Annotated in this window: 24 protein-coding genes; 20 read left to right on the top strand and 4 right to left on the bottom strand. The window is 38.3% G+C overall.

Going from position 1 to position 17,744, the window contains the following annotated elements:
- Positions 1–10 precede the first annotated feature (10 nt).
- The 8 genes from EKC99_RS10370 to EKC99_RS10405 all read left to right on the top strand — a co-directional run bounded on the left by EKC99_RS10370 (position 11) and on the right by EKC99_RS10405 (position 5,938).
- Positions 11–3,640, top strand: a complete 3,630-nt coding sequence (locus EKC99_RS10370) for a dynamin family protein (protein WP_075039114.1) — start codon at positions 11–13, stop codon at positions 3,638–3,640.
- On the top strand, positions 3,633–3,905 hold the full coding sequence (locus EKC99_RS10375) for a YpbS family protein (RefSeq protein ID WP_075039108.1): 273 nt from the start codon (positions 3,633–3,635) through the stop codon (positions 3,903–3,905). Before EKC99_RS10370 ends, EKC99_RS10375 begins: the two co-directional genes overlap by 8 nt.
- A gap of 61 nt (positions 3,906–3,966) precedes the next feature.
- The gene (locus EKC99_RS10380; RefSeq protein WP_009361292.1) at positions 3,967–4,107 is read left to right on the top strand and encodes a hypothetical protein; all 141 of its coding nucleotides are present in this window, start codon (positions 3,967–3,969) and stop codon (positions 4,105–4,107) included.
- Positions 4,108–4,159: 52 nt separating this feature from the next.
- Positions 4,160–4,675 carry a peroxiredoxin family protein gene (locus EKC99_RS10385; RefSeq protein ID WP_075039107.1) on the top strand — a complete coding sequence of 172 codons (516 nt, stop codon included), beginning with the start codon at positions 4,160–4,162 and terminating at the stop codon, positions 4,673–4,675.
- A gap of 80 nt (positions 4,676–4,755) precedes the next feature.
- Positions 4,756–4,887 (top strand): FbpB family small basic protein, encoded by a 132-nt coding sequence (locus EKC99_RS10390; protein WP_009361290.1) that lies wholly within the window; start codon positions 4,756–4,758, stop codon positions 4,885–4,887.
- 34 nt (positions 4,888–4,921) lie between these two features.
- Complete coding sequence (locus EKC99_RS10395) at positions 4,922–5,065, top strand: acid-soluble spore protein N (protein ID WP_003396082.1); 144 nt, start codon at positions 4,922–4,924, stop codon at positions 5,063–5,065.
- A 126-nt stretch (positions 5,066–5,191) separates the two neighbouring features.
- Positions 5,192–5,416 carry a small acid-soluble spore protein Tlp gene (gene tlp, locus EKC99_RS10400; RefSeq protein WP_075039106.1) on the top strand — a complete coding sequence of 75 codons (225 nt, stop codon included), beginning with the start codon at positions 5,192–5,194 and terminating at the stop codon, positions 5,414–5,416.
- Between the two features lie 102 nt (positions 5,417–5,518).
- Entirely contained in the window at positions 5,519–5,938 is a 420-nt protein-coding gene (locus EKC99_RS10405) for an acyl-CoA thioesterase (protein ID WP_019417703.1), read from the top strand.
- 18 nt (positions 5,939–5,956) lie between these two features.
- On the opposite strand, the gene EKC99_RS10410 is transcribed toward EKC99_RS10405, so the two are convergent.
- Entirely contained in the window at positions 5,957–6,244 is a 288-nt protein-coding gene (locus tag EKC99_RS10410) for a HesB/YadR/YfhF family protein (RefSeq protein ID WP_009361287.1), read from the bottom strand.
- A gap of 164 nt (positions 6,245–6,408) precedes the next feature.
- Between EKC99_RS10410 and EKC99_RS15985 the strand changes: the two genes are divergently transcribed.
- The 8 genes from EKC99_RS15985 (at position 6,409) to EKC99_RS10450 (ending at position 12,186) form a co-directional block, all read left to right on the top strand.
- Positions 6,409–6,543, top strand: a complete 135-nt coding sequence (locus tag EKC99_RS15985; protein WP_256368741.1) for a hypothetical protein — start codon at positions 6,409–6,411, stop codon at positions 6,541–6,543.
- Positions 6,544–6,564: 21 nt separating this feature from the next.
- The gene (locus EKC99_RS10420; RefSeq protein ID WP_009361285.1) at positions 6,565–7,503 is read left to right on the top strand and encodes a magnesium transporter CorA family protein; all 939 of its coding nucleotides are present in this window, start codon (positions 6,565–6,567) and stop codon (positions 7,501–7,503) included.
- 145 nt (positions 7,504–7,648) lie between these two features.
- Positions 7,649–9,085, top strand: a complete 1,437-nt coding sequence (locus EKC99_RS10425) for an NAD(P)/FAD-dependent oxidoreductase (protein WP_075039104.1) — start codon at positions 7,649–7,651, stop codon at positions 9,083–9,085.
- A 109-nt stretch (positions 9,086–9,194) separates the two neighbouring features.
- The gene (gene bioB / locus EKC99_RS10430) at positions 9,195–10,184 is read left to right on the top strand and encodes a biotin synthase BioB (protein WP_075039103.1); all 990 of its coding nucleotides are present in this window, start codon (positions 9,195–9,197) and stop codon (positions 10,182–10,184) included.
- 83 nt (positions 10,185–10,267) lie between these two features.
- The gene (locus tag EKC99_RS10435; RefSeq protein WP_021094070.1) at positions 10,268–10,462 is read left to right on the top strand and encodes a hypothetical protein; all 195 of its coding nucleotides are present in this window, start codon (positions 10,268–10,270) and stop codon (positions 10,460–10,462) included.
- A 235-nt stretch (positions 10,463–10,697) separates the two neighbouring features.
- Positions 10,698–10,871, top strand: a complete 174-nt coding sequence (locus EKC99_RS10440) for a YozD family protein (protein WP_021094068.1) — start codon at positions 10,698–10,700, stop codon at positions 10,869–10,871.
- An 89-nt stretch (positions 10,872–10,960) separates the two neighbouring features.
- The gene (locus tag EKC99_RS10445) at positions 10,961–11,731 is read left to right on the top strand and encodes a sporulation protein (RefSeq protein ID WP_021094067.1); all 771 of its coding nucleotides are present in this window, start codon (positions 10,961–10,963) and stop codon (positions 11,729–11,731) included.
- A gap of 131 nt (positions 11,732–11,862) precedes the next feature.
- Positions 11,863–12,186 (top strand): hypothetical protein, encoded by a 324-nt coding sequence (locus tag EKC99_RS10450; RefSeq protein ID WP_021094066.1) that lies wholly within the window; start codon positions 11,863–11,865, stop codon positions 12,184–12,186.
- Between the two features lie 99 nt (positions 12,187–12,285).
- Here EKC99_RS10450 and EKC99_RS15990 read toward each other — a convergent pair whose 3' ends face one another.
- A complete protein-coding gene (locus EKC99_RS15990; RefSeq protein ID WP_019417697.1) occupies positions 12,286–12,411 on the bottom strand; it encodes a hypothetical protein in 126 nt (41 codons plus the stop codon).
- Between the two features lie 81 nt (positions 12,412–12,492).
- On the opposite strand from EKC99_RS15990, the gene EKC99_RS10455 reads away from it, so the two are divergent.
- From EKC99_RS10455 to EKC99_RS10465, 3 genes are all read left to right on the top strand, one after another.
- Positions 12,493–12,858, top strand: a complete 366-nt coding sequence (locus EKC99_RS10455; protein ID WP_075039102.1) for a hypothetical protein — start codon at positions 12,493–12,495, stop codon at positions 12,856–12,858.
- A gap of 109 nt (positions 12,859–12,967) precedes the next feature.
- On the top strand, positions 12,968–13,672 hold the full coding sequence (gene deoD, locus EKC99_RS10460) for a purine-nucleoside phosphorylase (protein ID WP_009361276.1): 705 nt from the start codon (positions 12,968–12,970) through the stop codon (positions 13,670–13,672).
- Positions 13,673–13,733: 61 nt separating this feature from the next.
- A complete protein-coding gene (locus EKC99_RS10465) occupies positions 13,734–14,543 on the top strand; it encodes a M15 family metallopeptidase (protein ID WP_009361275.1) in 810 nt (269 codons plus the stop codon).
- Between the two features lies 1 nt (position 14,544).
- Here the strand turns inward: EKC99_RS10465 and EKC99_RS10470 are convergent, their stop codons facing one another.
- Together EKC99_RS10470 and EKC99_RS10475 are read right to left on the bottom strand one after the other, a co-directional pair.
- Positions 14,545–14,817, bottom strand: coding sequence for a hypothetical protein (locus EKC99_RS10470; RefSeq protein WP_019417695.1), 273 nt, complete (start codon positions 14,815–14,817; stop codon positions 14,545–14,547).
- Positions 14,818–14,949: 132 nt separating this feature from the next.
- The gene (locus tag EKC99_RS10475; protein ID WP_021094062.1) at positions 14,950–16,260 is read right to left on the bottom strand and encodes a Na+/H+ antiporter family protein; all 1,311 of its coding nucleotides are present in this window, start codon (positions 16,258–16,260) and stop codon (positions 14,950–14,952) included.
- Between the two features lie 227 nt (positions 16,261–16,487).
- On the opposite strand from EKC99_RS10475, the gene EKC99_RS10480 reads away from it, so the two are divergent.
- The gene (locus tag EKC99_RS10480; protein ID WP_021094061.1) at positions 16,488–17,366 is read left to right on the top strand and encodes a cation diffusion facilitator family transporter; all 879 of its coding nucleotides are present in this window, start codon (positions 16,488–16,490) and stop codon (positions 17,364–17,366) included.
- Positions 17,367–17,744: the final 378 nt, after the last annotated feature.

A 17,744-nucleotide genomic window follows, 5' to 3' on the forward strand; every position in this document is an offset into this window, starting at 1 on the left:
GGTATGGGAAATGATGCAAATGACAGAAACAAAATCATTGCAACAATGGATATATCGCTTGATTGCACTTCATGATGAATTTATGAAGATAGGTGACATGGCACAGGCAAATAAAACGAAACAATTAATTAAAAAAGTGTATCATCAAGAATTTACAATCGCTTTTTGTGGTCATTTTTCTGCCGGAAAGTCTAGCTTAATTAATGAATTGATCGGTGATTCACTATTGCCGTCTAGCCCTATTCCAACAAGTGCAAATCTTGTGAAAGTAAAAGCAGGGAAACCGTATGCGCGCGTATATTATAAGTCTGGTCAGGCGATTGAATACGCAGCTCCTTACGATTACGAAGAAGTAAAAACGTTTTGTCTAGATGGCGATACAATTGACATGATTGAAATTAGCGATGAAACAGACGCCATTCCAAGTGGAATTGTACTGATGGATACACCAGGAATTGATTCGACAGATGATGCTCATCGTTTGGCAACAGAGTCTGCCCTTCATTTAGCCGATGTTATATTTTATGTAATGGATTATAACCATGTTCAAGCAGAATTGAACTTTGAGTTTACAAAACGGTTGTCACAGTACGGGAAAACGTTATACTTAGTTGTAAATCAAATTGATAAACATCGTGAAGAAGAGCTTCCGTTTTCGCAGTTTACTCGTTCTGTTGAAGAGGCATTTCAGCAATGGGGAGTCACATTTGAACGCATGTTTTATACTTCGCTGAAACAAAAAGAGCATGTACATAATGAGTTCGATGAATTAAAACAGCTGTTGCAGTTTCTTTTTCGTGAAAAGGAGGAGCGGCTTCAGCAAAGTATACGTATTGCTGTCGAGCAAATGATTGATAATCATATGCAGATGCTTATCGCTCAACAAGAGGAAGAAGAGCAACATATTCGTCAATCGCTTTCGTTTGAGGATGAAAGAATGCTTCTTGAGAAAATGGAAGAAACGGAGCAAGCGATTGAGCATATAAAGAAAACGTGGTTGAGCGCAAAGCAGCATGTTGAACAGCAGTTAGAAACGACGTTACATAACGCCTATATGATGCCCTATGAAACGAGAGAGCATGCTCGTGCCTATTTAGAAGCATGTCAACCTGATTTTAAAGTTGGTTTTTTATTTACAAAACAAAAAACAGAAGAAGAACGCCGAAAACGACTGCGTGCTTTTTATGAAGATTTGCACAAAAAAATCGAAAGTCAGCTAGAATGGCATGTTCGTGACCTACTGAAACGTTTTTATCAACAATATGACGTTCATGACCACGAGTTATTACATCGTATTCAACAATTAACCGTTCCGTTTTCGGAACAATGGATTGTTGAGCGAAAGCCAAATCAGCCGCTTGTTACAGGGGATTATGTATTAACGTATACAAACGATATAGCGAATGAGATAAAGCGGTTATATCGCGATGCGGCTCTTCAACTCGCAGAGCAAATAATTGAAAAAGGGAAGGCGCAGCAACGGTTAAATATATATGAGCAACAGCTAGATGAGCTGATAAAGGAGCGAGCGCGTTGGGAGCAATTGAAACAACTTGTTCATCATCGTAAACATATGCGTGAACAATTGCAAAAAGTTGTTGAACATGCAACACCATTAAGCGATGATGCGATTTATCCATTTATTTACGAGACGTTTACGATGCGAATAAGCAATCAAAAGAAAGAAGAAGTTCCACAGGAAAATGAAGCGATGCAAGAAGAACGTCCAATTCAAACGGTGCAAATGGCAAATGAGACGGTTGAGCAAACGATCGAAAAGCTACGGGTCATTAGCCAAATGATTGCTCCGATTGAAGGGATGAAACAGCTAGCGAAAGAAATGGGCGAAAAAATTCAACAACTTCAACAACGGACGTTTACAATTGCTCTATTCGGGGCGTTTAGTGCAGGAAAATCTTCATTTGCGAACGCGTTAATAGGTGAACACGTCTTACCTGTTTCACCTCATCCAACGACGGCGACAATAAATAAAATTGTTCCGCCGACAGACGAGCATCCACATGGAACCGTAGTTGTACAAGTAAAAACGGAGCAACAGCTTTTAAACGATTTGCAACACTCTTTGCGCTTTTTCGGCGTGCAAGTTCATTCGTTACAAGAGGCGATCGAAGAAAGCAAAAAAGCTATTCGTAATGAAGCTATTGATGCAAAAGAGCGCGTACATTGGGCATTTTTACAAGCTGTCGTGCGCGGTTATGAACAAATGAAAGAAAATCTAGGGCGATTGCTTGTCATCTCATTTCAGCAATTTCACGAATATGTAGCAAATGAAACGAAATCGTGTTTTGTTGAATGGATTGAATTGTATTATGATTGTCCGCTCACTCGTGAAAATATTATTCTTGTTGATACACCAGGAGCCGATTCTGTAAATGCTCGTCATACAGGAGTAGCATTTAATTACATTAAAAATGCTGATGCGATTTTCTTTGTCACATATTATAACCATGCGTTTTCAAAAGCGGATCGTGAATTTTTAATTCAGCTTGGTCGCGTGAAAGATACGTTTAGTTTGGATAAAATGTTTTTCATCATTAATGCAGCTGACCTAGCTCATACAGAAGAGGAATTGCAGTCGGTCGTTCGTTATGTAAAAGAGCAGCTTTTGCAATTTGGTATTCGCCATCCACGTCTTTTTCCATTATCGAGTAAATGGGCACTTGCAGAAAAAAACGGGGAAACATTCGATCATCATGTGTTATCGAATTCAGGAATGAGCACGTTCGAGCAAACATTTTATCCGTTTATCCATCATGAGATCGGCTCACTAGCCATTGCTTCTGCTCGTTTGCAAATGAAGCAAGCGCAAAAACGGTTAGCAGAATATATTGCAGAAGCGAAGCAAAGCGATGATATAAAACGTAAAAAGTTGCACATCTTGCAGCAAGAACGACAACAGCTTGAACAGATGATTGAACAATATGAAACAGACTATGATGTTCATGCAATCGAACAAGAGCTGAACGAGTTAGTTTATTATATTCAACAGCGCATTTCTTTCCGTCTGTCAGACTGGTTTAAAGAATCGTTTAATCCATCTGTTTTGCATGACCGTCAAACAAATATAAAAAAGGCGTTACAATTATGTTTAGATGAATTTTTATACTCCATCGGATTTGATTTGGCGCAAGAAATGCGTGCAACTAGCTTGCGAATAGAAGCGTTTATAAATAAGCGGTACGATCTTCATTTTATGGCGTTAGAAAACGAGTGGAAGCAAGTGCATGATCTTATTGTAACAAAAGTCGATCTTTCAAGTTTTCCGACGTTACAATTCCCGATCGCTTTTGAGCAAATCGATCATAACATGTTTAAAAAGGCGCTTTCGTTGTACAAAAATGCGAAATCATTTTTTGAAAAAGATGAAAAACGGCTCATGAAAGAAGAGCTAGAAAAACAATTACATGAGCCGATTGCGGCGTATGTAGCTGAACAAAAACAACGGTTGCTCGCGCATTATACAAAACAGTGGAATACGATTATTGAGCAACTTCATTGTCACATGCGTGAACAACTAAATGAGCATTTTACAGGTTTATTTGCCGCATTAACGGCTAAAGCACCAATAGACGAATTACAACATATTTACGATATGATCGGAGGAATGGATGATGAATGAAGTTCACCAAGCGATTACAGCACATTCACAAAAGCAACATGCACTCGTTCGGGCGTTTATCGAGCTAGACGCGAAACGAGAAGCGTATATTGAGGAAGCCGTCTCTTTATGTCAACGCGGCGAATCGTTTTCTGTACACAACATTAACGAAGTAACAAAACAAATAAATGAATTAGCTAAAAATGGAATTATACCACAGCGAAAATATGTGACGGTTGACATGGTAAAGGAATATGTCCAAAAATTAAATAACAAATCGTCGTAGTGTAAAACGTCCCATTCGCGCATACTATTTGTGCATCATGTATAAAAAGGAGGGGAAAGCGATGGGACGAACAAAATTAGGAAATGCCAATGCGCAACGAAACAATAACGCAAAACAAAAAAACGACTTCAATAATGAGTTTGCTTCATATGCTGAAGTTGAAGTAAAAAAAATGAGCAACGAGCATAAAAATATTCGATAAGGCGCGCATATGCGCCTTTTTTTAAGATGAAAAATCGAAGGGCGGTATGTCGATGAAAAAGTGGCTCGCTATGATTATTTTATTTAGTTTTTTTGCATACATGCTTTGGGAACATATAACGGAAAGACAAACGATCGCAAGCGGTATTCATATTGGAATGAAGGCACCGGACTTTTCTTTGCAAACGATTGATGGAAAAGTCATTCAACTTTCGCAATTGCGTGGAAAGGCAGTTATTGTGAACTTTTGGGCAACATGGTGTCCACCTTGTCGCGCAGAAATGCCGGATATGCAAACGTTTTATGAGCGTTATGAAAAACAAATAGAAATTGTAGCCGTCAATGTGATGGTGAGAGATTCGAAAGAAAAAGTGAATCAGTTTGTAAAAGATTATCGTTTAACGTTTCCGGTTGTGCTAGATGTTGATGGACATGTCATGAAGCAATATGATATTCAACCGATTCCGACGTCGTTTATTATCGATCGACAAGGCATCATTCGTGAAAAGCAAATCGGTCCGATGTCGTATGAACAAATGGTGCAATATGTAGAGAAATGGGGGAAATAGCCGAGGAATCGGCTATTTTTTGTATATTTGTCATTATGTTTGGAAAAGATAGAAAAAAACAAAAAGTAGGTGAATACGTAATGAGGAAAATAAGAAAACGGACATTTGCAGAACTCGTGATGGAAAATAAAAGACAACTATTAAATGATGCGAGGGCATTAGAAAAATTGGAAGAGAAAATGGAAACACGTTGGCTTCATAAAGCAGAGTAATATAGCCATACTATAAGGGAGAGGGGGATGAAAAATGGGCAATCCAAAAAGTAATCAACAACCATTTGTACCACAACATATCGGTACGAAGCCAAGAGCAGCAGGTGGCAATAAAGGAAAGCAAATGCAAGATCAATCTGGTCAACATCCACAAGTCATTCAAACGAAGGGTGAGTAAGGGCGAATATTCGCCCTTATATAGTTTACATAATTAAATTATGATAAACAATAAAGTTTGTATAACATGAAGAAAAACGTGCACGATAAAAAATGTACATTTTACTTTTACAAGGAGGATGATAAAATGAAGCCAAATTATGATGATCGTCGTGACAATGTAGAAAAATTACAGGACATGGTACAAAATACGCTTGAGAATATTGAAAGAGCAGAAGAGACGATGGCGTTCGCTAGTCCAGAGGAGCGTGAAAAAATTAAGGAAAAAAATCATCGCCGTGAAGAAGCAATTGAGGCGATGCGAGCAGAAATCAAAGATGAAGCAAGAGCTCGTGAAAGAGGATATGAATGATAAAAGCCGCATACGTGCGGCTTTTTGTATGCTCTGTTTACATGTTCTTATGTATGGTACAATAAAAAAATAAATTATTGTTATTTCGGAGAGTGAGAACGAATGATGATTTCACAAAAAGAAATTGAAGTGCGTTACGCAGAAACAGATCAAATGGGGGTTGTTTACCATGCCAATTATTTAGTTTGGTTAGAAATCGGACGAGCCCATTTTATTCAACAACTTGGTTTTCAATATGCTGATATGGAGAAAAGGGGAATTGTGTCTCCGGTTATTGATTTGCAAATTTCTTATAAAAAGCCTTTACGCTATGGAGAGACAGCCACTATTAAAACGTGGGTAGAGTCATATGACGGCATTCGGGTTGTTTACGGGTATGAAGTGTTAACGCCAACAAATGAAATCGCAGCAACAGCAACTTCAAAACATGTTTGCGTGTCGAAAGAAACGTTTCAACCTGTTTTAATTAGAAAATACTTTCCTGATTGGCATGAAGCGTATGAACGGGCAAAAAAAAGATAAAAGCGGGCCATCCCGCTTTTATCTATATGTAAATATTGGCTCGTTTCGTTCTTCGTCAAACTCAATATGCAAATCATGGTCATCAAAATACCACGTATCGTTTTGTTCAATAAAAAAGATAATTCCTTCTTTTTCTAATTTCACTGCAGCGTCGATCGGGCTTTCTTTATTCACTCCTAAAGAAAAACCTTTTTGTACGGTGCTACATCCACCATATCGTGCAAAAAAACGAACGTAATCCCCACGCTGTAGTTGCAGTTCCTCTTTGTACCATGCAAATGCTTCATCACACATGTATATGTTCATTGTATTCACCATCCTTCACACATGATTATAAAATAACGAGAAATATTTTTCTATTTTGCGCACTCATGGTGAGAAAAAATGAAAAAGGAACTATACAAATGGTGGCAAAACATGTATCATTAATCCGTAATGAACGTAAAAGCGAAAGGAGTGACGTTTCCGTTATGAGCAGGGCGAGTGCAAATGAACCAGAACCAGCAATAATAGGGGAAGTCGTTTCGTTTTTTTTCGCTGGGACGTACTGCTCACGAACGAAACAGACGCTCCAACGACAAAAAAGCGGTGCTTCCCTTTTGTAGAGAAGATAGGGGGGTTACGCCATGATGAACATTTATTTATCTAATGAGCAAGGAAAATTAGAAGAAATTCACGAGTTGAAAAATGGCTGTTGGGTTAATCTCGTCTCCCCAACGGAAAGTGAAATTCGCTACATTTCAGAACATTTGAACATTCCGATTGATTCCATTAAAGATGCGCTCGATGACGAAGAGCGTTCACGCATTGAAAAAGAAGATAATCATGTGTTAATTATCGTTGATATCCCAATTATTACGTACGACGAAGGGAACATTCCAACGTATGAAACCATTCCAATTGGAATGATTATCACAAATACATGCTTTATTACTGTATGTCTCCAAGAAAACCCGATTTTTGAAGAGTTTACGAAAAGTAAGGTAAAAAATTTTTATACGTATATGAAAACACGTTTTGCCTTACAAATGTTATATATGATTTCGACGTATTATTTAAGATATTTAAAACAAATTAATCGCAAAACGAGTGAAATTGAAAAGCAGCTACATCAATCGATGCAAAATAAAGAATTGTTTTCTTTACTTAGTTTAGAAAAGAGCCTCGTTTATTTTACAACATCATTAAAAGCGAACAATATTGTGATGGAACGGCTGCTTCGCTTGAATTATTTACGGATGTATGAAGATGATCAAGAGTTGTTAGAAGATGTCATTATTGAAAATAAACAAGCGATTGAAATGACAGAGGTGTATAGTAGCATTTTAAGCGGAATGATGGATGCATTCGCTTCTGTCATTTCGAACAATTTAAATATTGTAATGAAATTTTTAGCTGCCATTACGATTGTTATTTCTTTTCCAACGATGGTGACAAGTTTTTACGGAATGAACGTTCCGATTCCGTATCAAGACAAGCCATATGCGTATTTAGTTGCTTTAGGAATCTCTTTCGTTCTTTCAAGTGTGACTGCGTTTGTTTTTTGGAAGAAACGTTATTTTTAAAAGGACGGTACATGCCGTTCTTTTTTTTGTACAAAACAAACACGAACATTTATTGTTTTTTTTAAAAAAAAGATCGTTTTTTATTGACTGTTTATGTCCTATTTAGTATATTAACATTCGGAAAATGAAAGGTGAGGGATGAATAATGAATAATCGTTATGATGTGATCGTTGTTGGAGCTGGTCCGACAGGGATTTTTACTTGTTATGAATTAACGTTAAAATTACCGGGTGCACGCGTGCTGCTCATTGATAAAGGACACGATATTTATAAGCGAAACTGTCCCATTTTGCAAAAGAAAATCGAGAAATGCCCACCGCCAGTTGGAAAAAAAGATTATGCTGGATGTCTACCTGCTTGTTCCATTACAAATGGATTTGGAGGAGCTGGGGCTTATTCAGACGGGAAGTTTAACATTACGAGCGAATTTGGTGGTTGGATGACGGATTACTTACCTGCCTCGACAGTGTTACAACTTATCCGATATGTTGACGAAATTAATTTAAAGCATGGTGCTACTCCGTCTCTGACTGATCCGCTGACGGATGAAGTGAAGGAAATAGAAAGACGCGCTTATGCGGCTGGGTTGAAACTTCTGCGCGCGCAAGTTCGCCATCTTGGCACAGAACAAAACTTACAAATTTTAAAGAGTATATATGAATATTTACGAACGCATATTGATATGATGTTTAAAACCGAAGTGAGCGACATTTTAACCGAAACAGTCGATGGTACGAATCATGTCAAAGGAGTTCAACTAAAAAACGGAGATATGCTATATGCCAATTGTGTCGTCATTGCTCCTGGGCGTGATGGATCAGCTTGGTTATCGAACATATTGAAACGTCGCGGGTTGAAAATGATCAATAATCAAGTTGATATTGGTGTTCGTGTTGAAACGTCTAACGTAGTAATGGAAGAAATTAATACACATTTGTATGAAGGGAAGTTTATTTTTAACACATCCGTTGGAACACAAGTTCGAACGTTTTGTAGTAATCCGTCTGGGCATGTTGTTGTCGAGAATCATTCTGGTATTATGCTCGCGAACGGCCATGCATATAAAGATCCGAAGCTAGGAAGTAATAATACAAACTTTGCTCTTCTTGTATCTCATAAATTTTCTGAGCCATTTGATCAGCCGAACGAATATGCACAGCAAATTTCTCGTTTAGCGAATGCGTTATCTAACGGTGGGATTATTGTGCAAAAATATGGGGATATTTTGAAGGGAAGACGTTCAACCGAAAAACGAATGAAAGAAGGATTTATTGAACCAACGTTAAAAGAAGCTGTTCCAGGGGATTTAGGTCTCGTTCTTCCATACAACACGATGAAAAGTTTAATCGAAATGACAGAAGCATTGAACAAAGTTACTCCAGGTATTGCTTCAGAACATACGCTCTTTTATGGGGTAGAAGCAAAGTTTTATTCCGCGCGTCCGAAATTAACCGAACGTTTTGAAACAGAAATTTCAGGGTTATATGTTGGAGGAGATGGTGCTGGAATTACGCGCGGACTGGCACAGGCTGGGGCATGTGGGGTATGGATTGCTCGACATATTGTAGAAACGTATAGCTAGCGAGACGTTCTCGCTAGCTTTTCTTTTGTTAACTTATATAAAAATAATGTTGACATATATCTTTTGATCGAATACGATTATTGGTAATTAGAAGTAAAGGGGGAGAACGATGGATTGGTTATTGCTCGCGGATCGTGTATTAACAGGGGAGGAAATTACAGATGATGAAGCGCTCTCGATATTAAATTGTCCAGATGATGAACTATTGTTATTACTACAAGGCGCTTATCGCATTCGTCAAACGTATTACGGAAATAAAGTGAAATTAAATATGATTATGAATGCAAAGTCAGGATTGTGCTCCGAAAATTGTGGATATTGTTCACAATCTTCCATATCTACTGCCTCGATTCCGACATATAAAATGGTAAACAAAGATACGATTTTACAAGGGGCAAAACGAGCGTATGAAGCGAAAATAGGAACATATTGTATTGTCGCAAGCGGAAGAGGTCCGAGTGATAAAGAAATTGATGTTGTTGTATCTGCGGTGAAAGAAATTAAAGAAACATACGGTTTAAAAGTATGTGCTTGTTTAGGGATATTAAAACCAGAGCAAGCGTTGCGATTAAAAGAAGCAGGTGTGGATCGATACAACCATAACATTAACACATCGAAAGAGCATCACCCGCACATTACGACTTCCCATACATACGATGATCGGGTACGAACGGTAGAAACGGTCAAAGAAGCAGGGATGTCTCCATGTTCTGGCGTCATTATCGGTATGAAAGAAACAAAACAAGATGTCATTGCGATGGCGAGAAGCTTAAAAGCACTAGATGCGGACTCGATCCCTGTCAATTTTCTTCACGCCATTGATGGAACGCCGTTAGCAGGGACAAAAGAATTAAATCCTCGCTATTGTTTGAAAGTGCTCGCGCTGTTTCGTTATATTCATCCAACGAAAGAAATTCGCATTTCTGGGGGGCGAGAGGTAAACTTGCGTAGCTTGCAACCACTCGGTTTATATGCTGCCAACTCCATCTTTGTTGGAGATTATTTAACGACAGCCGGACAAGAAAAACATGCAGATTTCCAAATGCTTGAAGATCTCGGATTTGATATTGACTTTGCACCAGCATCTTATGCGATATAAAAAAGCCGACGTTTTGTGTCGGCTTTTTTATATGTACATATACTATTACTAATTATGATGTTCAACGTTGGAGTGAAGTTCATGTGATATCAAGAAAATTTGAAAATGAGCGGTTGCGTCGAAAACAAGAAGAAAAAGAGATTATTGACGGTTTATTAGATATTTATAATGACTATAAATGGTTGTACGAACGGTTTGGTGATGAACAGTATGAACAAATGATGGAGCAAATCGTCGAGCAGTTGAAAAAGTTTACGAGACGGAAACGACGCGAATGAAATTCACATACACTGCCATAACACGTATATGAAATAAGGAATGCAAAAAAAGAGCACGCCACAAAAGAGCCCATTCGTGATCGTTTCCATCCATTGATCAATTTGTTCGTCCATAAGCTTGTCCTCCGTTTCTTTTTACTTTCAACGTATGTGTACATAGTGGCAAATATACATAAAAAAACGGATGACATAAATGAATGACTTTTTCATAACATAATACAAAGGGGGCGATATTGTGAAAGAAATTGAAGTAGTTATTGATACGGAAGAAATTGCGGAGTTCTTTTACAATGAACTTGTTCGGCGGGGCTTTGTCCCAACAGAGCGTGAAATTGAAGAAATGGCAGATATTATGTTTGATTACTTGATTGAAAAATGTATTATTGACGAAGAGCTGATTGATGAATAAAGCGACGGTTGTTCCGTCGTTTTTTATTTGAAACATTTTTTCATTTCGTTCGTATAACGTATAGAATGAAAAATAAAGGAGGCTGTTTTATGGGGCTATTCAATAAAGTATTAGCAAGTATTGGGATTGGTTCTGCTAAGGTGGATACGAAGTTGCATGAATCACAACTATCACTTGGTGAACGGATCACAGGAGTTGTAGAAGTCACAGGAGGAAATGTAGATCAAGACATTGATGATATATATTTGTCTCTTTGCGCTACATATACAAAAGAAGTAGATGATCGCAAAGTAACGAAGCAAGCCATTATTGAAAAGTGGAAAATTGCCCAATCATTTGTGATTCGTGCTGGAGAAAAGAAAGAGTTTCCGTTTTCTTTTTCCCTTCCGCTTGACACACCAATTACAGTTGGAAAAACAAGAGTGTGGTTACACACAGGACTTGATATTAAAAATGCCGTCGATCCGACAGATGAAGATTATATTCGTGTTCAACCTAATCGAATGATGAACGAAGTATTTCGGGTGATGGAAAACTTAGGATTTCGATTAAAAGAAGCAGAATGCAAAGAAGTGGCTCATTATGTTCGTAAAAACCTCCCTTTTGTTCAAGAATTTGAGTTTGTCCCGACGAGTGGTGAATTTCGTGGGAAACTTGATGAAGTAGAAATGATTTTTTTCCCACATACACCACAAGAATGTGAATTACTTATTCAAGTGGACAGACGAGCGCGTGGGTTAGCTGGTTTGTTTGCAGAAGCGCTTGATTTAGATGAGACTTTTGTTCGTGTTACTATTCATGAGCAGCATATTCAAACGTTACAAACAGAGCTTGCTGCACTCATTCGACGATATGCTTAAAGGATTGGGGATTCCCGATCCTTTTTTTATGCCTAAATTATTTTATATGTTCGACAAAAATAGTAAAAAAATGCAAAAGGAATCGACAAAACGAATCGCTAATAGTTACGTAAAGAAAAAAAGAGGGGTGGATGTTAGTGATTCGCATGCTTATGGGGAAAATATTAAAATCGACACAATGCTATGATGTAACGTTATTTCAAACTCCGCAATTTGGTCAAACGAAAGGATATCGTCAAGTATATCGGTTGACGGTAAATGGAGAAGATCACGATGACGTATTAGCTGAAGTTTATCGAATGTTTAATGTTCCAGACTTAGTACCGAAAGATTATCGTGCGCGATATGTTAGTACAGGTGATATATTGCTTATTGATGAAGGAATATACGGTCAATTTTTTTATCGTTTAAGTTCGGATGGATGGGAACGTATTCACCGTATGCATGTGCGTTAAAAAATGTCTTTAAATGTTCACAAAATTGTGCTATATTGTATATAGACAATTAGCACAAGGTTAGAGTATGATAAAAAATTCCCCTTGTGCACAAGGGGATTATTTTTTTCGTTTCTCGGCACTATACTCTTTATCGTGTGCTTCAGCTTCAGCAATTAACGTATCTTTTGGAACATGATTGTTTTTTTTCGGACTATTAATGCGGTTGCGATGTTTTTTTCCCAATCGTAACCCTCCTTTACATGTAGTTACATCCATTAGCATCGACAAGAACATAAAAAATATACATATGGGGTGGGAAAAGCGATGTTTGCGTTTATGATTTCTTCGATTGTTGGAATTATTGCTATTTTTTGTTCTTTGTTTATTAAATTTGAATTAGAGCGATTAATTGGGCGGAGAAAGAAAATTTTCTTCCTTCATTTCGCAAATATTAGTATCACTAACGTTGTTATTGCAAGCGCTTACTATGTGTTTAGCGGAATGTTTGAAACGAACGCACACCCATTTTATCTTATATATTTAGCGTCTTTAGAGGCGATGTTGCCGATTTACGTTGTTTGCTATTTAATATATGAACATTACGAGCAAGCGAAGAAAAAATATGTTGTGAGCGAAGATAAAAAAGTGTTGTATGTCAAACCGAAGTATTTTCGAAAAATATCGTCATAAACACGAGGGAATTTCCCTCTTTTTTTTATACATGAAAAACAATGCTTTAGCGAAACATAGGAGTGTGGTATAGTATATATGCAGCGATAAAGGCTAAAGGAGGATACATATGAGCGTTCATATTGGTGCAAAAGAACATGAAATTGCGGATAAAATTTTACTTCCTGGGGATCCGCTTCGCGCAAAGTACATTGCAGAAACGTTTTTAGAGGGAGCTACTTGTTATAATCAAGTTCGCGGTATGCTTGGGTTCACAGGTACATATAAAGGCCATCGTATTTCCGTTCAAGGAACAGGTATGGGTGTGCCATCTATCTCTATTTATATTACAGAACTGATGCAAAGCTATAACGTTCAAACATTAATTCGCGTCGGAACGTGTGGTGCGATTCAAAAAGACGTAAACGTTCGTGACGTCATTTTAGCGATGGCATCGTCAACCGATTCCCAAATGAATCGGATGACGTTTGGAGGGATTGATTACGCTCCAACGGCCAACTTTGACTTGCTGAAAACAGCATATGAAATTGGAAAAGAAAAAGGATTGCAATTAAAAGTTGGTAGTGTATTTACAGCTGACATGTTTTATAATGAAAATGCGCAGTTTGAAAAGCTAGCACGCTATGGTGTACTGGCGGTAGAGATGGAAACAACAGCGCTTTATACATTAGCCGCTAAATTTGGCAGAAAAGCTTTGTCCGTCTTAACGGTAAGCGATCATATTTTAACAGGGGAAGAAACAACAGCTGAAGAGCGCCAAACGACATTTAACGAAATGATCGAAGTGGCGCTTGAAACAGCCATTCGTCAATAAATGAAAAAGCTCCTGCGGCTCATTCCCCGCGGAGCTTTCTTCTATTGTGAGGGAGAAAAAGATGAAAAAATGGTTATGTTGTTTTTTGATCATCATGAGTGGCTGTCAATCCTTTGGATCACTTGAGCAAGAACAAAAACCGTCTAAGCCTCCTGTCCAAGTTGAGCAGCCGGCACCATCTTCTGAGACACCGACACCCCCTTCCGAACAACAGGAACAAGAGGAGCTTGTACTTGAAGAACGTTTTTGGAATCAAATTGAAGTGCAAAACGGGGTAAAAGTGATTATGAATCCAGATAACGTACTTGCCTTAGTAAATAAAGAACAACAGTTACCGGCTGACTACAAGCCGGCTGACTTAGTCATTCCAAATGTTCCGTTTACGTTTAAAGAAACGGATGTTGAAAAACGTCACATGCGGGCAGAAGCTGCCAAGGCGTTGGAAGAAATGTTTACAGCAGCGAAAAAACAACAAGTGATATTATATGCTGTGTCAGGCTATCGTTCATATGAGAGGCAACAACAATTATTTACATCTGAAGTTCAACGATTAGGGAAAGAAAAAGCGGTTGTTGCCGTTGCGATGCCGGGGAAAAGCGAACATCAAACGGGGTTAGCAATGGACATTACAAGCCCGAGTGTTCAATATGCAATTACGCCTGCATTTGGCGACACAAAAGAGGGGAAATGGGTAGCCGAGCATGCGCATGAATTTGGTTTCATTATCCGCTATCCAAAAGGAAAGGAACATATTACAGAATATCAATATGAACCTTGGCATTTACGCTATGTTGGGAAAAAAGTGGCCAAAGTCATTTATGAGAAACAAATAACGTTAGAAGAATATTTTCAAATCGTAAAGAAAATATGAATTATACACACTTGAGTACGCAATATTGTTCAAATACATGCGCTAACTTTTTAGATACGTAAATGTATAATTCCGATTGATATACAGCAGTTAGCGCTTGTCGCAAATGCAACTGTTTAACAAATAATTCGATTTGACGTTTGGCATACTTCATTGCTTGATGTTGTGAAATAATTTGTTTTTTCTTAATTTTTAATTCGATTTCTGTCAATAGTGAAATGGAGAAGCGAAGGATCGCTGCCTCTGTTTGACCGATGAATTGCGAAAGCATCATTTTCATCCTCCTTCGTGTTTACAGAAATGAAATATACTTTACAATACATTAACATATCTTTTTTAAAAAAAATGTCGGAATGTGCGATAAATTTTCGACAAAAAAGGAGCTACAGTGAAAAGTAGCTCCTTTTTATAAAATCATGGCTGCGATCCATGCGAAAATAATGACCGGAATGTTGTAATGAATAAACGTTGGAACGCATGTATCCCAAATGTGATGATGCTGACCATCCACGTTTAAACCTGATGTTGGGCCGAGCGTGCTGTCTGAGGCAGGTGATCCCGCATCACCAAGTGCACCAGCAGCGCCAATAATCGCAATGGTTGCCATTGGACTCAGTCCGAGCTTTATACAAAGCGGAACGAAAATGGTTGCGATAATTGGAACAGTAGAAAACGAAGAACCAATTCCCATCGTGACAAGCAGTCCGACAATTAACATAAGCAATGCGCCTAGTGCGGTGTTATGGCCAATAAGAGAAGCTGCTTGCTCAACAAGTTTCTCAATATGTCCCGTTTGTTTTAATACATTTGCAAACCCTGAAGCACTTAACATCACAAATCCAATAAACGCCATCATGCGCATGCCTTCTGTCAATAAACGATCACCTTCAGTTAAACGAATGCATCCGCTTAAGTAGATGACAACAATTCCTGCAAACGCCCCAAAAATCATGGAGTCAAGAACAAGTTGAACGGTTAAAGCAGTAATGACAGCGACGATCGCAAACCATACTCCTCGTTGTTGAAACGATTGAGTTTCTTGACTTTCTATTTGTATTTGTTTATATGTGCGCGGTTTCCGATACGTAAAAAAAGCAAGGAGTAAGCCAACAATCATTCCGAGCGAAGGGAAAAACATCGCTTTTGGAATATCCGATTTTGCAACAACTAGCCCACTTTGAGCCATGTTCGATTGTACAATGTCATGGAAAATAGCCCCAAATCCAGTCGGTAACCACATATATGGAGTAATCAAACCAAACGTAATAATTGATGCGACTAACCGACGATCCACATGCAGCTCATTTAAAATGTGCAAAAGTGGCGGAATCAAAATAGGAATAAACGCAATATGGATTGGAATTAAGTTTTGTGAAAAACATGACATGAATAAGATGACGAGAAGAACAAGTGCTTTCGAATATTGCTTTCTTTTTGACTCCCCTTGTTTTCCGACCATTTTTATAATCATGCGAACAATAGCGTTTGGTAAGCCAGTTTTCGAAATGGCAATGGCAAATCCACCTAACAACGCATAACTTAAAGCGACTTCTGCGCTGTTTCCTAATCCTTCTGAAAACACCTCAACTGTTTTAGAAAGACTGAGATTTCCAATGAGTCCTCCCACTAATGACGCGATCAATAACGAAAACACGACATTCATACGCAGTAAACTAAGAATAAGCATGATGAGTACTGAGATGACAACAGCGTTCATAATTGTGACCTCCAAAATACTTTAGTTTGATAAATTGGTAGAGTGATGAAACACTAAACAATCTATCATATGTATGAATCGTTCGTCAACAATAAATTTGGTCTAAGGCAATGTTATTGCCTGTTTCCTACTGTTCTTCGATGAGCCAATTTTGTTGCTATAGACCCACATGATATATGCTTGGTACAATGATAACGCAAAAAATGATGAAGAAGTTGGTGGAACAGATGACAAAAATGAAACCTGAATTTGGGGCGTGGGTGAGCATTGGCTCTTATATCGTCTTATCTTTAGGGAAGTTATACATCGGATATATGTCAAATTCCGAGGCGTTAAAAGCTGATGGGTGGAATAACTTTACAGATATTCTCGCCTCTATCGCTATTTTAATTGGACTGCTCATCGCAAAAAAACCTCGGGATGACAACCATCCATACGGTCATTCACGCGCGGAACATATTTCGTCTTTAATTGCGGCGTTTATTATGATGTCGATTGGAGTGGATGTATTGATAAACGCAGGGCAAACGTTGAAAGAGGGGGAGTATGTGAAACCAGATTGGATAGCGGTATGGACAGCAGGTGCTTCAGCTGTATTTATGTTTTTTGTATATATGTTTAACAACCGTTTAGCGATAGCTACAAATAGTCAAGCACTTGCTGCTGCTGCGAAAGACCATTTATCCGATGTGCTCGTTAGTGTAGGAACGGTTGTTGGGGTCATTGGTGCTCAGTTACATATGCGTTGGCTTGATCCTGTTACAGCTTTTGTTATTGGATTTATGATTTGCAAGACAGCATGGGATATTTTTAAAGAAGCATCCCATACGTTGACGGATGGGTTTGATGACGAAATGTTAAAGCAATATAAACAGGAAATTGAGCGCATTGACGGTGTGAAACAGATAGTAGATATTAAAGGAAGAATGTATGGGAATGAAGTTGTCATAGATGTTACGATTTCTGTTGCCCCGTATTTGAATGTTGTAACAAGTCATGACATTGCCGATCAAGTTGAGCGCTTGCTCGAAAAAAAGTATGGAGTTGTCCGTGCCCACGTTCATATTGAGCCGTATGAACAAGAGAATGTTTTCCGTGGGGATTGAGATGGGAGAGGAGTTGTAAAATGGAAAGCAGAACAATTGGAGTCATTTATGCACTATCTGCGTACGTACTATAGGGAATATTACCAGTGATGAACTAGCGCCTGTCTCGTGAACAGGCGTTTTTTTTCACCCATTTTTTTAAAAACTATAACGTTTTACTTAGCGGTTGAATAGGTTGTTAGTACAAGAAGGAGGTGTCAAAAGATGAGTGGAGGACATGTATGAGTAAAATGTTTGTGGGAGAAAAAAAGACAGGTTCCTGATTTGGTATAATAAGGAACCTGTCAGATATGTAAGCAAAATAGATGAAAAACGGGCTCTCCTCCTGGTAAGGTAGTAAGTGCGAAAAAAATACAACCAAAGAAAGGAGTGGAGCCC

Source organism: Anoxybacillus sp. MB8 (genome assembly GCF_011006755.1).
In the GTDB taxonomy this organism is placed as follows: Bacteria; Bacillota; Bacilli; order Bacillales; family Anoxybacillaceae; genus Anoxybacillus; species Anoxybacillus gonensis.